The sequence below is a fragment of the Streptomyces sp. ITFR-21 genome, from assembly GCF_031844685.1.
GTDB lineage: Bacteria > Actinomycetota > Actinomycetes > Streptomycetales > Streptomycetaceae > Actinacidiphila.
In genome coordinates this window covers 6,446,231-6,466,362 of record NZ_CP134605.1, presented here as the reverse complement: position 1 = coordinate 6,466,362, position 20,132 = coordinate 6,446,231, and the positions used below count along the sequence as shown (strand labels likewise).

Sequence of the window (20,132 nt, the reverse complement as noted above, 5' to 3'; positions counted from 1 at the left end):
CCGTTCAGCCGAGGAAGCTGAGCCGGACCTGGCGGCGGGCGTTGTCGACGTTGGTGTCGACCAGGACGACGGACTGCCAGGTGCCGAGTTCGAGCCGGCCGCCGACCACCGGCAGGGTGGCGTGCGGCGGTACGAACGCGGGCAGTACGTGGTCGCGGCCGTGGCCGCGGTGACCGTGGCGGTGCTGGTAGCGGTCGTCGGCGGGCAGCAGGTCGCGCAGCGCGGCGAGCAGGTCCCCGTCGCTGCCGGAGCCGGTCTCGATGAGGGCGATCCCGGCGGTGGCGTGCGGGACGAAGACGCTGAGCAGTCCGTCGCGGCCCCGTGCCGCGTCGTGCAGGAAGGACGCGCAGGCGCCGGTCAGATCGTGCACCGTCTCGGTGGATCCGGTGGTGACGTCGATGACGCGCGTGGTGAAGGTGTCGGCCATTGCTCCATGATCGTGCATCCGCGGCCGTCCACCGCACGGGCGCCGAGGCGCCATTGACCTGCTGACGGACCTCTCGCTACGTTCGCGGCATGTCGCGTCCCCGCCTGCTCACCACGCGCGGTCACATAGACCTGCTGCGGGTGACGTCCGCGGCGTGTCGCGGCTGCCGTTGACGCCCGGTCCTCTGCTGCCGCGGTGGACCGTCGGGCGACCGTGAACCTTCGGGCGACCGTCCGGCCGCCCCGCCCCCGGAGCCGCCGCGCGCCGGGACCCGCGCCGCCGCCGGGAGCGCGCGTCCCGCGCGGGTGACCCGGCACCCCCGCCCGTACCCAGGGAAAGGCTCCTGCCCCATGTCCGTACACCTGCACTGGTTCCTGCCCACCGGGGGCGACGGCCGCACGCTGGTCGACCGGCACGCCTACACCGGCGGCGGCGTGGAGCGGTCCCGGATCACCCCTGCGGCCGGCGTGCGCGCCCCCGACATCGACTACCTCGCCCAGATCGCGCGCGCCGCCGACCAACTGGGCTTCGAGGGCGTTCTGACGCCGACCGGCACGTGGTGCGAGGACGCCTGGCTGACGACGACTGCGCTGTCGCAGCACACCCGCCGACTGAAGTTCCTGGTGGCCTTCCGGCCGGGACTGGTCTCGCCGGTCCTCGCGGCGCAGATGGCGGCCACCTTCCAGCGGATCGCCCGGGGGCGGCTGATGCTCAACGTGGTGACCGGCGGTGACGCCACCGAGCAGCAGCGGTTCGGCGACCACCTGGACCACGACAGCCGGTACGCGCGCACGGCGGAGTTCCTGTCGGTGGTGCGCGGGGTGTGGGAGGGCCGGCCGTTCGACTTCGAGGGCGAGCACTACCAGGTGCGGGGCGGGCTGACCGCGCTGCCGCCGGACCCGCTGCCGGAGATCTTCTTCGGCGGCTCCTCGCCGGCCGCGGGGCCGGTCGCCGCCAGGTACAGTGACGTGTACCTGACCTGGGGGGAGCCGCCCGAGCAGGTGCGCGGGAAGCTGGACTGGATCCGCTCGCTGGCGCGGGCCGAGGGCCGCACGGTCCGGTTCGGCATCCGGCTGCACGTGATCGCGCGGGACTCGGCGGCGCAGGCGTGGGCGGCCGCGGACCGGCTGCTCGCCGAACTCGACGAGGACACGGTGGCGGCGGCGCAGCAGGCGCTGGGCCGCAGCGAGTCGGTGGGCCAGCAGCGGATGCTGGCGCTGCACGGCGGACGGCGCGACCGGCTGGAGATCGCGCCGAACCTGTGGGCGGGCGTCGGTCTGGTCCGCGGCGGCGCCGGTACGGCGCTGGTCGGCGACCACGCGGACATCGCGGACCGCATCGAGGAGTACCACGCGCTGGGCGTGGAGCACTTCGTGCTGTCCGGCTACCCGCACCTGGAGGAGGCGTACCGGTTCGGCGAGGGCGTCATGCCCGAGCTGGCCGCCCGCGGCCTGCTGGCGCCGCAGCCGTCACCGCCCGGCGGGGTGCCGGCCGCCGCGGGCGGCGGGGTGCCGCTGCCGCTCGCGGGGGGACGCTAGGGCCTGCCGTCGGGATCTGCGCGGCGGAGCGGGGCCCGGTACGCACGCCCGCCGCGTTCCCGCCGGCCGACGACACACCGCGGCCTCCCTCCTCCGCCTCACGACCGCGACGCGGCCGGTCCCGCTCCCTCACCGACGGGCATCCGGACCACGGACCCCGGAGGGCCGGGGACCGGACGTTCGCGGGCGCGCCGGCTCGGGCGCAACGGGCCTTCAGGTCATGGGGGTTGATGGGATTGGTGTGGCGCGATTGCCGATGACCTTGATTGGTCTGTACCATTCAGCAGGCCCTGGGACCCTGCCCGCCGCGCCCCGAAGGGGGACACCGACGTGAACGCGCTGCACCGGCTCGCCACGCTGGTCGACTCATGCCTCCTGCCCTCCATCGAGGGCCGCCACGGCACACTGCCCGACTGGCTGCTGCGCGGCCTGGAACGCGGTACGCCAGGCGCCGCCGTACACGCTTACGGTCCGGCCGCCCGCGCCACCACCGACGCCGTACGGGCGGCCCTGCCGGACGCGCTCACCGGGCACCCCGGCCCCCGCCGGCCGGGCGGCGGCAGCGCCGCGGCGGCCGAACTCGTCACTGCGGGCGCCAATCTGCATCTGGGGGTACGGCCGGGACTGCGCGCCGACGAGACCCGGGTCTTCGTCACCGACCTCCAGACCCACGGCGTCGCCGGTGCGCTCGGGCCCTTCACCGGCGCCGGCAGTCTGCGGCCCTTCGCCGAGGGAGCGGCGGCGGGCGTCCGGGCGATCACCGCGGGCCATACCCCGGTGCCGGACGCCGACGGCGTCCCCGCCGCCCTCAGCGCCCCCGCCATCACCGGCATCCTGCGCGGCGAACTCGGCTACGGCGGCGTCGTGGTCAGCGACGCCCTGGACGCCCCGGCGATCGTCGACAGCTGGGGCGTGCCCGGCGCCGCCGTCCTGGCCTGGATCGCCGGCGTCGACCTGCTGCGGCTCGGCCCGGCCAGCGGGGAAGGCGTACGCGAGGCCATCCACACCGCCGCCGCGCGTGCCGTCTTCGACGGCGACCTGCCGGTGTCCCGCCTGGAGGAGGCCGCCGAACGGGTCGCGCGGCTGCGCCGCTGGGCCTGCGAGCCGCGCATGCCGACCGGCCCGATCGCGACGCGCGGAGACCGCTGAGCCGCGGCTGCGCCCGACCGGGTGTTTCACGGGGCCGCCGCGCTCCCGGCCGCCTCCCGGGCGGGAGCCCCGCCGGCCGGCCACGGCGCGGCTGCCCCTGCGGGCCGGTGGCCGGGCGCGGCCTCGTCGGGCCCGGCCGCGCGCTCGCCGCGGGCCTGAACCGGCTGACGCCGGCAGCGAGAACGCCCCGGGCCCCGGGCGCCCTGCGCCGGACGGTGCGTGCTCCGGCGTCCGGGACGCCGCAGGCGGCACAGGCCCGCGGACACCCCGGCGGCACCGGGGCGAGGGTGCCGGGGGTGGCGGCGCCCAGCCGTCGTCGCGGTCCGCTCAAGACGCGCCGCCGGGCGCCGGCCGGGGCGCGCCCGCTCTGGAGCGCCCGTCCGCACGGAGACGGGCCGGCGGTCGGCCGCTGCGGGGCCGCCGGGCCCCGTTTCCGAGCGGCGCGCGGCCGGTTCCCCCGCCACGGGCGGCCCGATGGCGCCCGGCCCGGCGCCGGAGGACGCCGGAGGGCGGGAAGCTTTCCCTTCCGGGGGAAGTTGGTACAGGCATGAACGACTCGGGTGACGTGCGGACCACCGAGGTGGCTGTGGTCGGCGCCGGCCAGGCGGGCCTGTCGGCGGGCTACTTCCTGCGCCGGGCGGGCTACGAGCCCGGCCCCGGCTTCGTCGCCCTGGACCACTCCCCCGCGCCCGGGGGCGCCTGGCAGTACCGCTGGCCGTCGTTGACCTACGGCAAGGCGCACCGGGTGCACGACCTGCCCGGACTGCCGATGGGGGACGCCGATCCGGGGCGGCCCTCGTCCGAGGTGGTCGGGGCCTACTTCGCGCGGTACGAGAGGGCCTTCGACCTCCAGGTGCGCCGGCCGGTGGACGTGCGGGCGGTACGCGAGGGGGCCGGCGGCCGGCTGCGGGTGGAGACCGACGCGGGCGTCTGGGCCGCCCGGGCGCTGATCAACGCCACCGGCACCTGGGACCGGCCGTTCGTACCGTACTACCCGGGGCAGGAGACCTTCCTGGGACGGCAGCTGCACACCGCGGGCTACCGGGGCGCGGCCGGGTTCGCGGGCCGGCACGTGGTGGTGGTCGGCGGTGGCACCTCCGCCGTACAGCTGCTGATCGAACTGGCCGAGGTGGCGCGCACCACCTGGGTGACCCGCAGGCCGCCCGTCTTCCGCGACGCCCCCTTCGACGAGGAGTGGGGCCGGTCCGTCGTCGCGCTGGTGGAGGAGCGGGTCCGGCGGGGACTGCCGCCGCAGAGCGTGGTCGGCGTCACCGGGCTGGCGGCGACGGAGGCGGTCCGCGCCGCTCAGGAGCGCGGCGTCCTGCGCCGGCAGCCGATGTTCGAGCGGATCACCCCGCACGGCGTGGCCTGGGCCGACGGCCGCACCCTGGACGCCGACGTGATCCTGTGGGCGACCGGCTTCCGGGCGGCGCTGGACCATCTGGCACCGCTGCGGCTGCGGGAACCGGGCGGCGGCATCCGGGTGGAGGGCACCCGGGCGGTGAAGGACCCGCGGATCCACCTGATCGGCTACGGGCCCTCGGCGAGCACGATAGGCGCCAACCGGGCCGGGCGCGGCGCGGTTCACGACATCCGGGCGCTGCTGTCCTCCGGCAGGGTAAGTCCTCCCGTTGCCGCGGCGCGGGAGGCGGCCACCCTTTAGGTTGTGGGGATGGGGACACAGAACTGGAGGACGGCGCTGTCCGGGGTGTCCGCGGTCGCCGCCCTGGCCGCGGTGGTACTGATGGCCGCGGCGCTGCTGGGCGACGCCGGCTGGTCGCCCGTCGTCGTCGCGGCCGTGGTGGCCGTGCTCTGCGCGGTGCCGGCGCTGCTGGCGGACCCGGTCGCGGACCGGCGGGCCCGGCGCCGTCCGGAGGGGCGGCATCAGTAGGCGGTCAGGGGGCCGCAGAAACATCGGATGTCTGCTTCCCTACGACCCACGGTTGCGGCAGGATGGACCCATGTGTGATCGTCATCCGCCCGGCCGGACCGCCGGCGACGGGGAGTCCCCGTGCGTGTAGCCCTCTTCGTGACCTGCGTCAACGACCTGCTGTACCCGGACACCGGGCGGGCGGTCGTCACCCTGCTGGAGCGGCTCGGCGTGGAGGTCGGCTTCCCGGCGGCGCAGTCCTGCTGCGGGCAGCCGCAGTTCAACACCGGCTACCGGCACGAGACCGAACCGCTGGTGCGCCGGTACGCCGCCGCGTTCGACGACTACGACTACGTGGTCACCCCGTCCGGCTCCTGCGCGGCGATGGTCCGCGACAACTACCCGCGGATCGCCGAACGGGCCGCCGACGAGGGGCGTGACGACGGGCTGGCGGAGGCCGCGGCGGCCGCGGTGCCGAAGACGTACGAGCTGACCGAGTTCCTGGTGGACGTACTGGGGGTGACGGACGTGGGCGCGCACTTCCCGCACACCGTCACTTACCACCCCTCCTGCCACGGGCTGCGGCTGCTGGGGCTCGGCGAGCGGCCCCGGCGGCTGCTGGAGGCCGTACGGGGCCTGGAGCTGCGGGAGTTGGAGGGCGCCGAGGAGTGCTGCGGGTTCGGCGGCACCTTCTCGGTGAAGAATGCGGACGTCTCGGCCGCGATGGGCGAGGACAAGGTCCGGCACGCGCTGGACAGCGGCGCCCAGGTGCTGTGCGGCGCGGACAACTCCTGCCTGATGCACCTCGACGGCATCCTGCGCCGCCGGGAGGCCCCGCTGCGGGCCGTGCACCTCGCCGAGATCCTGGCCTCGACACAAGAGGAGCCCTACCGGCCGGCCCGCCCCCTCCCGCCCGTGACGACAGGAAAGACCCGCCCGTGACGACAGGAAAGATCCGATGAGCGGTACGTATGTGGGGCTGCCGTCCTTCCCGCGGGCCGCCCAGGACTCCACCAAGGACACCCGGCTGCGGGCCAACCTCACCCACGCCACCCACACCATCCGCGCCAAGCGGGCCGCGGCCGTCGGCGAGCTGGCCGACTGGCCGGCCCTGCGCGCGGCCGGGGCCGCCATCAAGGACCACACCCTGCGCCACCTCGACCACTACCTCCTGCAGCTGGAGGAGGCGGTCACCGCGGCCGGCGGCACCGTCCACTGGGCCGCCGACGCCGACGACGCCAACCGCATCGTCACCGAACTCGTCCGCGCCACCGGCGAGACCGAGGTCGTCAAGGTCAAGTCGATGGCCACCCAGGAGATCGGCCTCAACGAGGCCCTCGCCGAGGCCGGCATCCACGCCTACGAGACCGACCTGGCCGAGCTCATCGTCCAGCTCGGCGACGACCGGCCGTCCCACATCCTCGTCCCCGCCATCCACAAGAACCGCCGCGAGATCCGGGACATCTTCACCGACGCCATGGGGCGCTGGGGCCGCCCGGCCCCGCAGGACCTCTCCGACTCCCCCGCCGAGCTGGCCGAGGCCGCCCGCCTCCACCTGCGGGAGAAGTTTTTGCGGGCCAAGGTCGCCGTCTCCGGCGCCAACTTCATGGTCGCCGAGACCGGCACCATGGTCGTCCTGGAGTCCGAGGGCAACGGCCGCATGTGCCTCACCCTGCCCGAGACGCTCATCTCCGTGGTCGGCATCGAGAAGACCGTCCCCTCCTTCCGCGACCTCGAGGTGTTCCTCCAGACCCTCCCCCGGTCCTCCACCGCCGAGCGCATGAACCCCTATACGTCCATGTGGACCGGTACCACCGACGACGACGGCCCCCGGACCTTCCACCTCGTCCTGCTCGACAACGGACGCACCGACACCCTCGCCGACCCCACCGGCCGCGCCGCCCTGCGCTGCATCCGCTGCTCCGCCTGCCTCAACGTCTGCCCGGTCTACGAGCGTGCCGGCGGCCACGCCTACGGCTCCGCCTACCCGGGCCCGATCGGCGCCATCCTCACCCCCCAGCTGCGCGGCACCGCCACCGAACTCGACGCGTCGCTGCCCTACGCCTCCAGCCTGTGCGGGGCCTGCTACGACGTCTGCCCGGTGGCCATCGACATCCCGCAGATCCTCGTCCACCTGCGCGAACGCGTCGTCCAAGGCGGCCAGGTCACCCTCCGCGGCTCCCGTACCACCATCAAGCCCGCCAAGGGCCACGCCACCGAGCGCGCCGCCATGCGGGCGGCCCGCTGGACCCTGGACCATCCCGCCGCCTGGCGCACCACCCAGAAACTCGCCACCCGCACCCGTGCGCTCCACCCCCGGCACGCCCCCGGCCACACCGGCAAAGCGTGGTCCGACAGCCGCGATCTGCCCGAGCTGCCCGCCCAGTCCTTCCGCGACTGGTGGCAGCAGCGGGAACGAGCCGCTTCCGCCGGCAAGGACACCGGCAAGGGCCCCGCGGCCGGCGGGGCGGGGACGACCGGTCCGGGCGTCGGGGAAGGGGGCTCGCGGTGACCGGGGCCGGCGGCGGCCGCGACGAGGTCCTGCGCCGTATCCGCAACGCCCTCGGCCGGCCGGACGGCTCCGGCGGCGGCCCGGTGTCCGACCCCGCGGCGGAAGCCGCCGCGCTCACCCGCGACTACCTGACCGTCCACGCCGACCGGACCCCGTACCAGAGCGCGGAACTGCTCGCCGGGAACCTGGCCGACTACCGGGCCAGGGTGCACCGCACGGACGACGCCGGGCTGCCCTCGACGGTGGCGCGGCTGCTGGCCGAGCACGGAACGCGGCGGGCCGTCGTGCCGCCGGGGCTGCCGAACGACTGGCTGGCGCAGGTCGAGGGCGTCGAGCTGCTCCCCGGCTCCGCGCTGACCACCGCTCAGGAGCTGGACGCCGTCGACAGCGTGGTGACCGGCTGCGCGCTGGCCATCGCCGAGACCGGCACCATCGTGCTGGACGCCTCGCCCGACCAGGGGCACCGCCGTATCACGCTGGTGCCCGACCACCACGTCTGTGTCGTCCACGCGCCCCGCCAGGTGGTGGACTCGGTGCCGGAGGCGATGCCCCGGCTCGACCCGACCCGGCCGCTGACCTGGATCTCCGGGCCCTCCGCCACCAGCGACATCGAGCTCGACCGGGTCGAGGGCGTCCACGGCCCGCGCACCCTGGACGTCGTCATCGTGGCGTCGGGCCGCGGGGCGCCGGGCTTGGCGGTGTCAGGCTGAGGCCCGCGCGGCGGACCGGCTGACCCTCAGCGCCCACAGGACCAGCGGGACCTGGAGGGGGAGGCGACCGTAGGCGGCGGCCCGGTACGGGGTGGGGCGGCGGCGCCAGTCGCGGGCCATCTTGACGTTGGCCGGGAAGACCGCGACGAACAGGCCGGCCGCGGCCAGGCCGCCGGCCCGCCGGGTGGCGGGGAGCGCGACGGCGGCGGCCACCGCGAGTTCGGCGACGCCGCTGGCCCGGGTCCACCGGCGCGGGTCGCCGGGCAGCGACCGCGGCACGATCGCGTCGTACGGCTCGGGCCGTGCGAAGTGGGTGACGCCGGCCGCGGCGAGCAGGCCGGCGAGCAGCAGGGCAGAGGGTGCGGGCACCGGGAACCTCCCTGAACGGGGCGGGCGCTTCCCGCCGAACCCTCACCCTACCGGTGAGTAACGTCCGCCGGGCAGTCCCTGCCCCGCGCGTCCCCGCCCGTCGCGGGGCACGGCGCGGTCACGGCGTCGCCATGGCGCCGGTGGTCGCGAGGTGCGTGTCGCGCCGCAGCAGGGCGGCGTAGCGGCCGTCGAGGGCGACGAGTTCGTCGTGGGTGCCGCGTTCCACGATCCGGCCGGCGTCGAGGACCGCGATCTGGTCGGCGTCGCGGATGGTGGACAGCCGATGGGCGATGGTGATGGTGGTACGGCCGGCGGACAGCGCGTCGATGGCGTCCTGCACGGCGCCTTCGGTACGGGTGTCGAGCGCGCTGGTGGCCTCGTCCAGGATGAGCACCGGCGGGTCGCGCAGGATCGTCCTGGCGATGGCGAGCCGCTGCTTCTCGCCACCCGAGAAACGGTAGCCGCGCTCGCCGACGAGGGTGTCGTAGCCGTCGGGCAGGCCGGCGATGTGGTCGTGGATCTGGGCGGCCTCGGCGGCGGCCCGGATCTCCTCGTCGGTCGCGTCCGGCTTGGCGAAGCGCAGGTTGTCGGCGACGGAGGCGTGGAAGAGGTACGTCTCCTGGGAGACCACGCCGATCGCGGTGGCCAGGGTGTCGAAGCCCAGGTCGCGTACGTCGACGCCGTCGAGCGTGACCCGGCCGCCGGTGACGTCGTAGAGCCGGGGCACCAGGTAGCTGAGGGTGCTCTTGCCCGAGCCGGTGGCGCCGACCACGGCGAGGCTGCCGCCGGCGGGGAGTTCGAGGTCGATGCCGTGCAGGGTGGGCTCGTCGCCGGGTTGGTAGGCGAAGTCGACGTCCTCGAACCGGATGTCGCCGCGCACCGGGTCGAGCCGGACCGGGTCCGGCCGCTCGGTGATGTCGATCGGCAGGTCGAGGTACTCGAAGATGCGCTGGAAGAGCGCGAGCGAGGTCTGCACCTGCACGCCGGTGGCGAGCAGCGAGACGGTGGGCCGGAACATGCCCTGCTGGAGCGAGACGAAGGCGACCAGCGTGCCGATGGAGACGGCGGGGCCGCCGTGGCCGGTGGTGAGGCCGGCCGCCCAGTACAGGAGCGCGGGCATCGCCGACATCACGATCCCTATCACCGCCATCCGCCAGCGGCCCTGCATGTTGGAGCGCACTTCCAGGCCGACCAGGCGCTCGGACTCGGCGCCGAAGTCGCGGGTGAGGGATGCGCCGCGGCCCATGGTGCGGCCGAGCAGGATGCCGCTGACCGACAGCGACTCGGTGACGATCGCGGACATCGCGGCCATCTGCTTCTGCCGGTCGGTGGCGATCTTCTTGCGTTCGCGGCCGACCTTGCGGGCGACCCCGACGAACACCGGGAGCAGCAGCAGCGACACCACGGTCAGCCGCCAGTCCAGGGCGAGCATGGCGACGACCGAGGCGATCACGGCGGTGGCGTTGGAGACCAGGGAGGTCGCCGTCGAGGTGACGGTCGCCTGCATGCCGCCGATGTCGTTCGCGATCCTGGACTGCACCTCGCCGGTGCGGGTGCGGGTGAAGAAGGCCAGCGACATGCGCTGCAGCCGCTCGTAGACCGCCGTGCGCAGGTCGTGCATGACGCGCTGGCCGACGGTGGTGGAGATCAGCGTCTGCGCGACGCCGAAGACGCCGTTGGCGACGGCGGTGGCGATCATACCGAGGGCGAGCAGGGCGAGCAGCCCGGTGCGGCCCTGCGGGATGGCGGTGTCGAGGATCGCGCGCAGCAGGAAGGGCGAGGCGACCGAGACGAGGGAGGAGAGGGCGACCAGCAGGCCGACGACGGCGAGCCGGGCGCGGTAGGGGCGGAAGAGCCGCACGATGCGGCGGACATCGGTGGCGGCACCGGGATTCTTCTTCGGTGGCGTCCACCGGTTCGCGAGATCGGCTTCGGGACGCAAAGGACTCCTTGGGGTACAGGGGACCACTGACATAGGGAGTATAGGTCATTGTTACCTATACTCACAATGAATATGGTCCTGATACCCTGGAACCATGGAGACGCGCACCGCCGCGGCCGCGCCGGCGGCCACCCCCGACGAGGTCACCGGGCGGCTGGCCGATCAGCTGCTGCGGCTGAGCCGGCGGCTGCACCGCTCGCAGCGGGAGCTGATGGAGCCGCTGGGCATCACCCTGGCGCAGGCCCGGCTGCTGCGGGCGCTGGCGCTGTACGACGAGCCGCCCCGGATGGCCGATCTCGCCCAGCGCCTCGACGTGGTTCCGCGGGCGGTGACCACGCTGGTGGACGCGCTGGAGGAGCGGGAACTCCTGCGGCGGGTGCCCGACCCGCACAACCGGCGGGTGATCCGGATCGAGCTGCGGGAGCGGGGCGGGCAGGCGCTGCTCGACCTGCGGCAGGCCCGCCGCACCGCCGCCGCCGAGCTGCTCGGGCCGCTGAGCGACGGCCAGCGGGCGGAGCTGACGGCGCTGCTGTCCGTGCTGGACGAGCAGGACGCCCACCCGGCGGGCCCTCGCTCCCAGCCCCCGCGGCCCCGCACCCCCGTGGCACCCGCCGTCGGCGGGGCGGACGGGCGGGAGCCGGGGGCTTCGTAGCCGCTGCCGCTACTTGGTGTTGCCGCTGCCGGCGACACCGCCGCCCGGCTGCTCGACTATGTGCGGGCCCACCTGGGCGGTGCAGGAGCTGCAGCGCTTGGCGGCGGCCGGGATGGGGGTCAGGCACTCCGGGCACTCGCGCATCGGGGCGGCGGCGGCCTTCGGGAAGAACCGGTCCTGCAGGCGGTTCATCGGCAGGACGACCAAAAAGTAGATCACCGCGGCGACGATCACGAAGCCGATCACCGCGTCGATGAACACGCCGTACGGGAAGTCGACGCCGGACGCCTTGAAGTCCTTGGCGCTGAAGTCGCCCGAGGCCCCGGACACCAGGCCGACGATCGGGGTCAGGAACGCCTTGACGAAGCCGTTGACCAGGCTGGTGAAGGCGGCGCCGACGACGATGCCGACCGCGAGGTCGACGACGTTGCCGCGGAGCAGGAAGGCGCGGAAGCCCTTCATGGGTGGGGGTCCCCTCTGTGGTTCAGGTTCTGTGGTTCAGGTTCTGTGGTTCGGTTCTGCGATCAGGTTCGATCGGGTGCGAGGAGCCACAGTGTGCCGTGTCCCGCGGCCGGGGGGCCAACCGGTCCGTGGGCCGGATCAAGTGGGCCTGGGCGGCGGGCGGCCGGGGCGGCCCGCGGGCGCCGGGCGGCCGGTCAGCCCGCCAGGTGCGCCCGGTCGCCCATCACGATCACCGGGTGGTCCGCCGGGGCGAGGGTGCGCAGCAGATAGCGCATGGCGTCCTCGGAGACGGTGACACAGGCGGAGGTGCCGACCCCGTGGTCCATGTGGAGCCAGATGCCGCCGCCCCTGGACCGGCCCTGCGGGCGGGTCGGGTCCGCGGGCGAGGTGCCGACGACCCGGTTGTAGTCGATGGCGATCACGTAGTCGAAGTCGTGGTGGTACCCCGCGGGCCAGGACGCGGGCGTGGTGAAGGCCGCCGACCGGTGGTACGGCAGTTTCGCGCCGGGATCGGCGAGCAGGCCGCCCGCGTCGTGCAGGGTGAACACGCCGATCGGGCTCTTGAGGTCGCCCTCGTGGTGCTCCGCAGTCCAGCCGTGGACGGCGTTGTGCGAGGGCCAGCTCGGTCCGGGACGCCAGCGGCCGTCGGCGGTCCTGGTGAACAGCGCGACCGTGGACTTCGAGGTGGTCGGGCCGGCGCCGTAGACCACGACCGCCTGCCGGGCCGACGGGGGCACCTTCGCGGTCATCGCGGGGCCGACGCCGGGCAGGGTACGCGGGTCGGCCGATGCCTCCGCCTTCGCTTTCGCCGTGGTGTCGGCGGCGGCAGTGGCCGGTCCCGGCGGCTGCGGGCCGCCCGCCGCGTTCGAGCCGCCGGTTCCGCCGCAGCCGGTGAGCAGCAGCGCGCCGGTCGCCGCCAGCGCCGCCGTACGGATGGTCGCCGTTCCTCGCATGACACCCCAACCTTCCACTCTCGTCCTGGGACGTCCAGGCGGCCGTGGCCCGTTCCCGCCCGCCACCGGAAAACCGGTTGACCCGGCGCGGGCCGCGACGCGACCCTTGCACGGCTCCTGACCGCTCCCGGCACGATTGCTCCGGAAAGGCCCGACCGGTCCCGCTCCGCCACGTTCGCACCGACACCAGGACATCATGCCGTCCCTGCGCAGTCTTCCGTCCGCCGACCCGGGCGTGCCCGACGCCCGCTCCGGCTTCCGCTTCCTGCTCTGGCTGGAACTACGCCAATGGCGCGGACAGTTGGTGGCCGCCGCGTGGGGCACCCTGGACATGGCCGCGGTGGCGTCCTTCCCGGCGGCCGTCGGGACGGCGGTACAGGCCGTCGTGGACCGCTCCGGCGACCGGCTGGCGCTGTCCGGCGCGATGATGCTGGCGCTCGGGCTGCTGACCGCGCTGGGCGACACGATGCTGCACCGCAGCGCGGTCACCAACTGGATCGCCGCTGCCACCCGGGTCCAGCAGCTGCTGATCGGCAGGACCGTCGAACTGGGCTCGGTGCTGACCCGGCGGGTCGCGGCGGGCGAGGTGGTGGCGGTCAGCACCGGCGACGTGGAGAAGATCGGCTGGTTCGTGGAGGCGCTGGCCCGCTTCACCTCGGCGCTGGTGGCCACCGTCGGCCTGGCGATCGCGCTGTTGGTGTACCGGCCGGCGCTCGGGGTGATCGTGGCCGCGGCCGTGCCCGTTCTGGCCGTCGCGGTGCTGCCGCTGCTGCCGGCCGCGACCCGGCGGGCCGACCTCCAGCGGGAGAAGGCCGGCCGGGCCACCGAGCTGGCGGCGGACACGGTGGCGGGGCTGCGGGTACTGCGCGGCATCGGCGGCGAGGAACTGTTCCTCGACCGGTACCGCCGCGCATCCCAGCAGCTACGCGCCGCGGCCGTGCACAGCGCCCGGATGTGGGCGCTGATCTCGGCCGTCCAGGTGGTGCTGCCGGGCCTGCTGCTGGTGGCGGTGGCCTGGTACGGGGCCCGCCTCGCGCTGGAGGGCCGGATCTCGGTGGGCGAACTGGTCACGGTGTACGGCTCGGTGGTCTTCCTGATGGTCCCGCTGCAGAACTTCGAGGAGATCGCCATGGCCTGGTCCTTCTCCCGGCCGTCGGCCGGACGCGCCGCCCGGGTGCTGGCCCTGGCCCGCCCGGGGCCGGCCGCGCCGGCGGGCCCGGCACCCCCCGCCGAGTCCGCCGGGGAGCTCGCCGGGGAGCTGTACGACCCCGCCACGGGGCTGCGGGCGCCGGCCGGGCTGTTCACGGCGGTGGTGTGCGGCGACCCGGACGCGGCCGGGCTGCTGGCCGACCGGCTCGGCGGGCACAGCCCCGACGCGGTGGCCGGTGAGGTGTCGGCGCTGCTCGGCGGACAGGCGCTGGACGCCCTGCCGCTGGCCGCGGCGCGCGCCGCGGTGCTCGTCCAGGACAAGGACCCGGTGCTGCTGTCCGGCACCCTGGCCGAACTGCTCGACGTGCCCTCCTCCGGCCGGGTCGGCGCGGCGCAGGCACTGGCCGCGGCGCAGTGCGGTGACGTGCTGGACGCCCTCGCGCAGTCCACGGCCGGCACGGGCGCGCACCGCGGCGACCCGATGCGGGCCCGGATCACCGAACGCGGCCGGTCGCTGTCCGGCGGCCAGCGCCAGCGGCTCGCCCTGGCCCGTTCGCTGGTGGCCGACCCGCAGGTGCTGGTGCTCGACGAGCCGACGTCGGCGGTGGACGCGCACACCGAGGCGCGGATCGCCGCGAGCCTGAAGGAGATCCGTGGCGGACGCACCACCGTGGTCCTCACCTCCAGCCCGCTGGTGCTGGACCGGGCCGACCGGGTGGTGTTCGTCGACGAGGGCACCGCCACCGCGGCGGGCCGCCACCACGACCTGCTGCGCACCGACCCGCGGTACCGCGCGGTCGTCACCCGGGAGGACCAGGATGGCGGGGCCGGCCGAGAGGGCGGGGAGCGCCGAAAGGGCACCCCCGGCGTCCGGGCACCGGAGCACGAGGCGACCGCACGGCCGCAGGATTCCGCGGTGCCGCCGGTGCCGCCGGTGCCGCCGGTGCCGCCGGAGCCGCCGGTGCCGCCGGAGCCGCCGGAGTCGCCGGAGTCGCCGGAGTCGCCGGTGCCGCCGGTGCCGATGGAGGAGTCCGCGTGATCGGGGTACGGCCGCCCGCGTACGATCCGGCCGCGCCGCAGCAGAGCGCCACCCTCCCGGTGGGCTCGCCCGCCACCGTCCGGGCCTACGTGCGCGAGCTGGCGCGGCGGCACCGGAGCGCGTTCACGCTGCTGCTGGCGGTCAACACGGTCGCGGTGCTGGCCTCGATGGTGGGTCCCTACCTCTTGGGCGGCCTGGTGCAGGACCTGTCCTCCGGGGACCGGCACATCGAGCTCGGGCGGACCGTCGCCCTGTTCCTGGCCGCACTGGCGGTGCAGGCGTTCTTCGTGCGGACGGTACGGCTGCGCGGGGCGGACCTCGGCGAGCGGATGCTGGCCGATCTGCGCGAGGACTTCCTGGTGCGGTCGGTGGCGCTGCCGCCGGGCGTGCTGGAGCGGGCCGGCACCGGTGATCTGCTGTCCCGGATCACCACGGACATCGACCGGCTGTCCAACGCGATGCGCGAGGCCGTACCGCAGCTGGCCATTGCGGTCGTGTGGGCCCTGCTGCTGCTCGGGGCGCTCACCGTGACGTCCCCGCCGCTGGCCCTGTCGATGCTGGTCGCGGTGCCGCTGCTGCTGGCGGGGTGCCGCTGGTACTTCAAGCGCGCCCCGGAGGCGTACCGGTCGGAGGCGGCGGGCTACGCGGCCGTCGCCGCGGTGCTCGCCGAGTCCGTGGACGCCGGCCGCACCATCGAGGCGCACGGCCTCGGCGACCGCCGCGAGGAGCTGTCCCGGCTGCGTCTCCGGCAGTGGGTGGCGTGGGCGCGCTACACGATGTGGCTGCGCAGCGTGCTGTTCCCGGTGGTCAACCTGACGCAGGCGCTGATCCTTACCTCGGTTCTGATGATCGGGGGGACCTTCGCGCTGCACGGCTGGGTGACCGCGGGAGAGCTGACCACCGGCGCGCTGTACGCCCAGATGCTGGTCGACCCGGTCAACCTGATGCTGCGCTGGTACGACGAGCTGCAGGTCGCCCAGGTGTCGCTGGCCCGGCTGGTCGGCGTACGGGAGGTCGCCGAGGCGGAGGGCGACGAGGGGATCTCGCCGCGGGGTCGCGAGGTGGCCGCCGACCAGGTGCGGTTCGGCTACCGGGCGGGCGCCGACGTACTGCACGGGGTGACCCTGACCGTCCCGCCGGGCACCCGGCTGGCCCTGGTGGGACCGTCGGGCGCGGGCAAGTCCACGCTGGGCCGGCTGCTGGCCGGGATCTACGCGCCGCGTTCCGGCGAGATCACCCTCGGCGGCGCGGAGCTGGCCCGGATGCCCGCCGAACGGGTACGTGAGCATGTCGCGCTGGTCAACCAGGAGCACCACGTGTTCGTCGGCAGCCTCCGCGACAACCTGCGGCTGGCCCGGGGCCGGGCGAACGACGCGGAGCTGTGGAGCGCGCTGCGCGCGGTGGACGCCGGGGGCTGGGCGCTGGCACTGGCCGACGGCCTCGACACCGAGATGGGCTCGGGTGGGGCGGTGCTCACCCCGGCGCAGGCCCAGCAGCTGGCCCTGGCCCGGCTGGTGCTGGCCGACCCGCACACCCTGGTGCTGGACGAGGCCACCTCGCTGCTGGACCCGCGGGCGGCCCGGCGCCTGGAGCGCTCACTGGCCCGGGTGCTCGACGGCCGTACGGTCGTCGCCATCGCGCACCGGTTGCACACCGCCCACGACGCGGACGTCATCGCGGTGATCGAGGACGGCCGGATCAGCGAGCTGGGCAGCCACCACCAGCTGGTCGCCGCCGGCGGCGCCTACGCGGCCCTGTGGCGGTCCTGGCACGGGTAGCCGGCGGACGGGCGGACGGGCGGACGACGAAGGAGGGCCGGCCGCCCGCCGGGGTCAGCCGAAGACGCCCAGGGCGCCGAGCGCGCTCACCCCGCCGACCACGAAGAACGCCGGGGTGAGTACCTTGATCTCCACCCAGCTCCCCGCGCGGAACCGCATGAACTTCGGCGGCCCCAGCGGGTACCAGCGCTTGCGGCCTATCGGTATCGGCCACAGGATCGGGCACCCGGAGACGGTCAGCGCGTCGCCCACGCAGTGCACCAGCGCGCCCAGCAGGATCGGCAGCCCGATCCACATGTAGTGCTCGCCGGGGGCGGTGAACAGCCACTCCTTGCCGTTGCCCGGGTCGTCCAGCACATCGGTCAGCACCCAGGCGCTGGTGGCGCCGAGCAGCCACACCAGCACGTCGCTCGACGTCCTCGCCTGCCGCCACAGCAGGCCCTCCACGGCCAGCACCATGTGGACGAAGAGGATCGCCAGCACCGCCCAGCGCCCGCCGAACACGGCGGCGGCCGAGCAGCCCGTCCCCAGCAGCGCCGCCCATACCCAGGTGTGAGTCAGTGTGCGGTGCCCGCCGTTGCGCCTCGGGTCGCCCGGCTTCCTGGTCGCCTTGTACGTCGTGTAGCCCACCACGTCGACGATCTTGCACAGGTTGCGCGAGACCGGCCCGAAGGCGCGCGAGATGGTCGCGGCGTGGTGGTCGAGGTCGGGAGCGAGTGCCGCGCCCGCACAGATCAGCGCACCGACCACGAGGGTCGGCCAGGGCATCGGGTGGCCGAGCCCCGCGGTGACGGCCCCCACCACCAGCCAGGCCGTCGCTCCGGAAAGTGAGTGCGCGGGTCCCATCATGGTGCTGCTCAGCCCCCTGTTCGGCCGCCTGCAGGCGGACTTGACGCATCGTCGAGGGCACACCATACCGGTGTTGATCACCCCTCCCGTTCCGGCGGCTGCGCCCCGGGGGCCCGGGACGGGCAAGATGGAGGGGTGACCCTTATCGATCAGCTGCCTTCCGACTCCGATCCCGACGCCCTCTTCGAGGCTTTCTCGACGTGGGCCGAGGGGCAGGGCCTCACCCTCTACCCGGCCCAGGAGGAGGCGCTCATCGAGGTGGTCTCGGGGGCGAACGTCATCCTTTCCACCCCCACCGGCTCCGGGAAGAGCCTGGTCGCCGCGGGTGCCCACTTCGCCGCGCTGGCCCGTGACGAGGTCACCTTCTACACCGCGCCGATCAAGGCGCTGGTGTCGGAGAAGTTCTTCGACCTGTGCAAACTCTTCGGCACCGAGAACGTGGGGATGCTGACCGGCGACGCATCGGTCAACCCGGACGCGCCGGTGATCTGCTGCACCGCCGAGGTGCTGGCGTCCATCGCGCTGCGCGACGGCAGCGCCGCCGACGTCGGCCAGGTCGTGATGGACGAGTTCCACTTCTACGCCGAGCCGGACCGGGGCTGGGCCTGGCAGATCCCGCTGCTGGAGCTGCCGCAGGCGCAGTTCCTGCTGATGTCGGCGACGCTCGGCGACGTGTCCCGGTTCGAGGAGGACCTGACCCGCCGCACCGGCCGGCCCACCTCGGTGGTGCGGTCCGCGACCCGGCCGGTGCCGCTCAGCTACGAGTACCGCACCACGCCGATGACCGAGACGATCACCGAACTGCTGGAGACCCGTCAGTCCCCGGTCTACATCGTGCACTTCACCCAGGCCGCCGCCGTGGAGCGGGCGCAGGCGCTGATGAGCATCAACATGTCCAGCCGGGCGGAGAAGGACGCGATCGCCGAGGTGATCGGCAACTTCCGCTTCACCACCGCCTTCGGCCGCAACCTCTCCCGCTACGTGCGGCACGGCATCGGCGTCCACCACGCGGGCATGCTGCCCAAGTACCGGCGGCTGGTGGAGAAGCTGGCGCAGGCCGGCCTGCTGAAGGTGATCTGCGGGACCGACACCCTCGGGGTGGGCGTCAACGTACCGATCCGCACGGTGCTCTTCACCGCCCTCGCCAAGTACGACGGCCAGCGGGTGCGGGTGCTGCGGGCCCGCGAGTTCCACCAGATCGCCGGCCGTGCCGGACGGGCCGGGTTCGACACCGCCGGCTTCGTGGTGGCGCAGGCCCCCGAGCACGTGATCGAGAACGAGAAGGCGCTGGCGAAGGCCGGCGACGATCCGAAGAAACGCCGCAAGGTGGTCCGCAAGAAGGCGCCCGAAGGCTTCGTGAACTGGTCGGAGGCGACCTTCGAGAAGCTGATCGCCGCCGAGCCGGAGCCGCTGACCTCGCGCTTCCGCGTGACGCACACGATGCTGCTGTCCGTCATCGCCCGGCCGGGCAACGCCTTCGAGGCCATGCGCCGGCTGCTGGAGGACAACCACGAGGACCGGCGGGCCCAGCTGCGGCACATCCGGCGGGCCATCGCGATCTACCGCTCGCTGCTGGACGGCGGTGTGGTGGAGCGGCTGGCGCAGCCGGACGCCGAGGGCCGTATCGTCCGGCTCACCGTCGACCTCCAGCAGGACTTCGCGCTCAACCAGCCGCTGTCCACCTTCGCGCTCGCCTCCTTCGACCTTCTCGACCCCGACTCGCCCTCCTACGCCCTGGACATGGTGTCGGTCGTGGAGTCCACACTCGACGACCCGCGGCAGATCCTGGCCGCCCAGCAGAACAAGGCGCGCGGCGACGCCGTCAACGCGATGAAGGCCGACGGGGTGGAGTACGAGGAGCGCATGGAGCGGCTCCAGGACGTCAGCTACCCCAAGCCGCTGGAGGAGCTGCTGCTGCACGCCTACGGCGTGTACCGCAAGAGCCATCCCTGGGTCGGCGACCACCCGCTGTCCCCCAAGTCGGTGGTCCGTGACATGTACGAACGGGCCATGACCTTCTCGGAGTTCGTCTCCTCCTACGAACTCGCCAGGACCGAGGGCATCGTGTTGCGCTACCTGGCCGGCGCTTACAAGGCGCTGGAGCACACCGTGCCGGACGACCTGAAGTCGGAGGACTTCCAGGATCTGACGGCATGGCTGGGCGAACTCGTCCGGCAGGTGGACTCCAGCCTGCTCGACGAGTGGGAGCAGCTGGCCAACCCGGAGGTGGAGACCGCTGAGCAGGCCGCGGAGCGCGCCGACCAGGTCAAGCCGGTCACCGCCAACTCCCGGGCCTTCCGGGTGCTGGTCCGCAACGCCCTCTTCCGCCGGGTGGAGCTGGCCGCGCTGGAGAAGTACGACCAGCTCGCCGAGCTCGACGCGGACTCCGGCTGGGACGCCGACACCTGGGCGGACGCCATGGACGCGTACTGGGACGAGTACGACGACCTGGGCACCGGACCGGACGCCCGCGGCCCCAAGCTGCTGCAGATCGAGGAGCAGCCGCAGCACGGCCTGTGGCGGGTCCGGCAGACCTTCGCCGACCCCAACGGCGACCACGGCTGGGGCATCTCCGCCGAGGTCGACCTGGCGGCCTCCGACGAGGAGGGCCGCGCGGTGATCCGGCTGACCGGCGTCGGCGAGCTCTGACGTGCCGACCGGCGGGCCGGCCGCCGCGGGCGGCACGGGTCGCCCGAGCGGCACGGCGGACACGGGCGGCGCCGCGGACGAGGG

The 20,132-nt window shown here is 74.3% G+C and carries 18 protein-coding genes; 12 read left to right on the top strand and 6 right to left on the bottom strand.

All coding sequences use genetic code 11. The annotated features are described in order from the left end of the window. Positions 1-4: 4 nt before the first annotated feature. Positions 5-427 (bottom strand): secondary thiamine-phosphate synthase enzyme YjbQ, encoded by a 423-nt coding sequence (locus RLT57_RS28610; protein ID WP_311300137.1) that lies wholly within the window; start codon positions 425-427, stop codon positions 5-7. An 89-nt stretch (positions 428-516) separates the two neighbouring features. Here RLT57_RS28610 and RLT57_RS33595 point away from each other — a divergent pair, with 89 nt between their 5' ends. From RLT57_RS33595 to RLT57_RS28575, 8 genes are all read left to right on the top strand, one after another. Continuing rightward, positions 517-600 carry a putative leader peptide gene (locus RLT57_RS33595; RefSeq protein ID WP_399129968.1) on the top strand — a complete coding sequence of 28 codons (84 nt, stop codon included), beginning with the start codon at positions 517-519 and terminating at the stop codon, positions 598-600. Positions 601-777: 177 nt separating this feature from the next. After that, positions 778-1,965 (top strand): LLM class flavin-dependent oxidoreductase, encoded by a 1,188-nt coding sequence (locus RLT57_RS28605; protein WP_311300136.1) that lies wholly within the window; start codon positions 778-780, stop codon positions 1,963-1,965. A gap of 330 nt (positions 1,966-2,295) precedes the next feature. Next, on the top strand, positions 2,296-3,114 hold the full coding sequence (locus RLT57_RS28600; protein WP_311300135.1) for a glycoside hydrolase family 3 N-terminal domain-containing protein: 819 nt from the start codon (positions 2,296-2,298) through the stop codon (positions 3,112-3,114). Between the two features lie 547 nt (positions 3,115-3,661). Beyond that, positions 3,662-4,777 carry an NAD(P)-binding domain-containing protein gene (locus RLT57_RS28595; RefSeq protein WP_311300134.1) on the top strand — a complete coding sequence of 372 codons (1,116 nt, stop codon included), beginning with the start codon at positions 3,662-3,664 and terminating at the stop codon, positions 4,775-4,777. 9 nt (positions 4,778-4,786) lie between these two features. Continuing rightward, positions 4,787-5,005 carry a hypothetical protein gene (locus RLT57_RS28590; RefSeq protein WP_311300133.1) on the top strand — a complete coding sequence of 73 codons (219 nt, stop codon included), beginning with the start codon at positions 4,787-4,789 and terminating at the stop codon, positions 5,003-5,005. Between the two features lie 120 nt (positions 5,006-5,125). Continuing rightward, complete coding sequence (locus tag RLT57_RS28585; RefSeq protein ID WP_311300132.1) at positions 5,126-5,926, top strand: (Fe-S)-binding protein; 801 nt, start codon at positions 5,126-5,128, stop codon at positions 5,924-5,926. Between the two features lie 16 nt (positions 5,927-5,942). Then, positions 5,943-7,496 carry a lactate utilization protein B gene (locus tag RLT57_RS28580; protein WP_311300131.1) on the top strand — a complete coding sequence of 518 codons (1,554 nt, stop codon included), beginning with the start codon at positions 5,943-5,945 and terminating at the stop codon, positions 7,494-7,496. After that, positions 7,493-8,206 (top strand): LutC/YkgG family protein, encoded by a 714-nt coding sequence (locus RLT57_RS28575; RefSeq protein ID WP_399129592.1) that lies wholly within the window; start codon positions 7,493-7,495, stop codon positions 8,204-8,206. Before RLT57_RS28580 ends, RLT57_RS28575 begins: the two co-directional genes overlap by 4 nt. Here RLT57_RS28575 and RLT57_RS28570 read toward each other — a convergent pair. Further along, on the bottom strand, positions 8,198-8,575 hold the full coding sequence (locus RLT57_RS28570) for a DoxX family protein (protein WP_311300130.1): 378 nt from the start codon (positions 8,573-8,575) through the stop codon (positions 8,198-8,200). The genes RLT57_RS28575 and RLT57_RS28570 overlap by 9 nt on opposite strands. A gap of 118 nt (positions 8,576-8,693) precedes the next feature. Beyond that, positions 8,694-10,517, bottom strand: a complete 1,824-nt coding sequence (locus tag RLT57_RS28565) for an ABC transporter ATP-binding protein (RefSeq protein ID WP_311300129.1) — start codon at positions 10,515-10,517, stop codon at positions 8,694-8,696. A gap of 94 nt (positions 10,518-10,611) precedes the next feature. Between RLT57_RS28565 and RLT57_RS28560 the strand changes: the two genes are divergently transcribed. Then, positions 10,612-11,169 (top strand): MarR family winged helix-turn-helix transcriptional regulator, encoded by a 558-nt coding sequence (locus RLT57_RS28560; protein WP_311300128.1) that lies wholly within the window; start codon positions 10,612-10,614, stop codon positions 11,167-11,169. A 9-nt stretch (positions 11,170-11,178) separates the two neighbouring features. Here RLT57_RS28560 and mscL read toward each other — a convergent pair whose 3' ends face one another. After that, the gene (mscL, locus tag RLT57_RS28555; protein ID WP_311300127.1) at positions 11,179-11,631 is read right to left on the bottom strand and encodes a large conductance mechanosensitive channel protein MscL; all 453 of its coding nucleotides are present in this window, start codon (positions 11,629-11,631) and stop codon (positions 11,179-11,181) included. A 194-nt stretch (positions 11,632-11,825) separates the two neighbouring features. Beyond that, positions 11,826-12,584, bottom strand: coding sequence for a hypothetical protein (locus tag RLT57_RS28550; RefSeq protein ID WP_311300126.1), 759 nt, complete (start codon positions 12,582-12,584; stop codon positions 11,826-11,828). 196 nt (positions 12,585-12,780) lie between these two features. Here RLT57_RS28550 and RLT57_RS28545 point away from each other — a divergent pair, with 196 nt between their 5' ends. After that, positions 12,781-14,772 carry an ABC transporter ATP-binding protein gene (locus RLT57_RS28545; RefSeq protein ID WP_311300125.1) on the top strand — a complete coding sequence of 664 codons (1,992 nt, stop codon included), beginning with the start codon at positions 12,781-12,783 and terminating at the stop codon, positions 14,770-14,772. Then, positions 14,769-16,550 carry an ABC transporter ATP-binding protein gene (locus RLT57_RS28540; protein ID WP_311300124.1) on the top strand — a complete coding sequence of 594 codons (1,782 nt, stop codon included), beginning with the start codon at positions 14,769-14,771 and terminating at the stop codon, positions 16,548-16,550. The genes RLT57_RS28545 and RLT57_RS28540 overlap by 4 nt, the downstream gene beginning before the upstream one ends. A 54-nt stretch (positions 16,551-16,604) precedes the next feature. Here the strand turns inward: RLT57_RS28540 and RLT57_RS28535 are convergent, their stop codons facing one another. Next, on the bottom strand, positions 16,605-17,399 hold the full coding sequence (locus tag RLT57_RS28535; RefSeq protein ID WP_311300123.1) for a metal-dependent hydrolase: 795 nt from the start codon (positions 17,397-17,399) through the stop codon (positions 16,605-16,607). 135 nt (positions 17,400-17,534) lie between these two features. On the opposite strand from RLT57_RS28535, the gene RLT57_RS28530 reads away from it, so the two are divergent. Next, a complete protein-coding gene (locus tag RLT57_RS28530) occupies positions 17,535-20,048 on the top strand; it encodes a DEAD/DEAH box helicase (protein WP_311300122.1) in 2,514 nt (837 codons plus the stop codon). The last annotated feature ends 84 nt before the right edge of the window (positions 20,049-20,132 follow it).